Here is a 2,215-nt window from a genome sequence, read left to right on the forward strand (position 1 = left end):
TCCTCGACGAGGGCGATCGCCCCGTCATGAGTCAGATTGATCCCACAGATGCGCATAGTGTCTCCATGTCTAAGGTCGGCAACTCGATCCGCCCGGAAGCCGATCCGGACTCCAAAAGCGGGCGAGCACGCAGTCTTCGTTGGCCGTCTCACCGTGGCACTGCAGACGCTCAACCTCGACTAACGTCTCGCTCAGCATAGCGATGACTGTCTCGGCACCAGCAGCGTGACCCCAGCGCTGGCAAGTGGCATCGCGCCCCGATCCAAAAACCAGATACCCACCTGGCGCAAGCAGTCGCAACAGGTTGAGGATGGCCGCGCGCATCTCGGCTATGCCCCCGACATAGTAAAGAACTTCCGCCACGACGATCAGATCGAACAGCTCCTCAGTCGAGAACTGTTGAACGTCGGAGACTATCCAGTTGATGTGCGGCGACTCCTTCATCCGTTGGCGCGTTCGAGCAATCGCTCGCGGCACGACATCGATGACGGTGAGCCGTCGGCAGTGGGGCGCTAACTGTTCGGTGAATGCGCCGGCCGCGCACCCGACTTCGAGTGCGTTTGCGATAGGACCTTGGGAAAGCGACAGCCGGAGCATATGCGTGTGACGCTTTCGCTCGAACGGATTGCTGTCGAGCCGCCACGGATCGTCGGCGGCCAGTTCCCGATTCAACAACTGATGATTCTTGTCCTGCGTCAAAGCCGCCCACCTAGGGAACATTACGATCACTCGTTGCTGCAAACGCCGTCGGATGTCACCTATGTCGAAGGATCCCGCGCCAACTCGAGCGTACGACGGGGCACCGCATTCTCCGACAATTCAGTCGTGCCTGATCCAGCGATCGGGCTTCGGATGGCGACCTGTTCTCCGGCCTGGTTCGGTCCGTTGGCAGGAGAGCTTCGCGACAGCCAATCGCTATTGCTCAACGTGCACAACGCATAGGCTTTGACGGGGAGTAAGAGAAAGAGGTTGATGAGCGTGTGCAGAGAAAAGCCGAGAAATCGCAGCTGGCGAGACCGAAAAGCTGCCACGCTGCAGCGGATTATGGTCATGGTTGCAATTATCAAACCTGTCCACCAAGGCACTGTGCCTGTCAGGGCGAGCTGCGCGAGCCCCGTTAGCACCGACAGGGCGAGTAAGAGCGGGCCCAGGTTCTGTCCGACCACGTCCAACGTGAGATAGTGATCGAGGCCCGGCAGCAGACGCAGCGCAAGCAACGTGTCCCGGAACGTGCTCCGCGCCCAGCGGAGTTGTTGGCGCAGATAGGGTGCGAGCCGACCCGGAACGACTGTTGCCGCGATGGCGTCCGGAACGTACTCGGTTCGGAAGCCTGCTTTCAGCATGAGGATCGTGAGATGGCGATCCTCACCGAAGTCGCTCGGTCTTCCCCGGAACAGTTGCGTCTCGTACTGATCCAGCAGCAAAAGGAGCGCGGAGCGGCGGTACATAGCACACGGGCCGCAGCAGCACATAACGGCCCCGAAGCGAGCCTGTGCCGCGCGCTCCTCGTTGCACGCCAGCCAGTACTCCATGTCGATCAACCGGGTCAACCAAGTGTCGCTCCGGTTGCTCGCCGTCAACTGGCCCATGGCCGCGCCGATCACTGGATTTTTCATCTTCCGTGCAAGCTTGGTGATAACATCGGATGCAATTGTCGTGTCCGAGTCGACGTTGAGCACCAAATCTCCAGAGGAGCGGCGTATCGCGGAGATCTGCGCCTTGCGCTTTCCAACATTCTCGCGGAGCAGTATGAAGTTGAATCTCGGATCGTGCGCGTAGGTGGCGTGTACAGGTGAGACGGCATCGCGATTTCCAGAACCGTCATCAACCACATAAACCCGCAGTTCTCCAGCGTATTCTTGCTGTGCAAGGGAAGCCAGGCACTCCGAGAGCGTGCGCGGGTCCTCGTTGAAGCACGGGACGATGACATCCACGCTCGGCAGAAGGTCGGAGCCGACCAGCTCTTTTGATCCCAATGACACGCTTGTCGGCAGAGCATAAACGGTCTGCATGCTTTTGTAAGCAGTCGAGAGCAGGGCATATGATGCGATGGCGGCAGTGCTGGCTATGTCGAGCAGACTCATGGGATGTTGCTTGTCTCAATGATGTTAGGGAAGCGAGCGGATTACAAATCCGCGCTCATGCAATGATGGAATCATACGGCACAGCGCCATGACCGTCTGGTCGCGCAGACCAGCGTCAGTGCCCGGTTTCA

The 2,215-nt window shown here is 59.2% G+C and carries 1 protein-coding gene and 1 pseudogene; both read right to left on the bottom strand.

The genetic code is table 11. The annotated features are described in order from the left end of the window. Positions 1-69: 69 nt before the first annotated feature. Positions 70-754, bottom strand: a pseudogene (nodS, locus tag FS320_RS42015) (nodulation methyltransferase NodS); the annotation flags it as partial. A gap of 4 nt (positions 755-758) precedes the next feature. Next, a complete protein-coding gene (nodC, locus tag FS320_RS42020; RefSeq protein ID WP_152718473.1) occupies positions 759-2,084 on the bottom strand; it encodes a chitooligosaccharide synthase NodC in 1,326 nt (441 codons plus the stop codon). Between the last annotated feature and the right edge of the window lie 131 nt (positions 2,085-2,215).

The organism is Microvirga tunisiensis (assembly GCF_009296175.1).
Taxonomy (GTDB): Bacteria; Pseudomonadota; Alphaproteobacteria; order Rhizobiales; family Beijerinckiaceae; genus Microvirga; species Microvirga tunisiensis.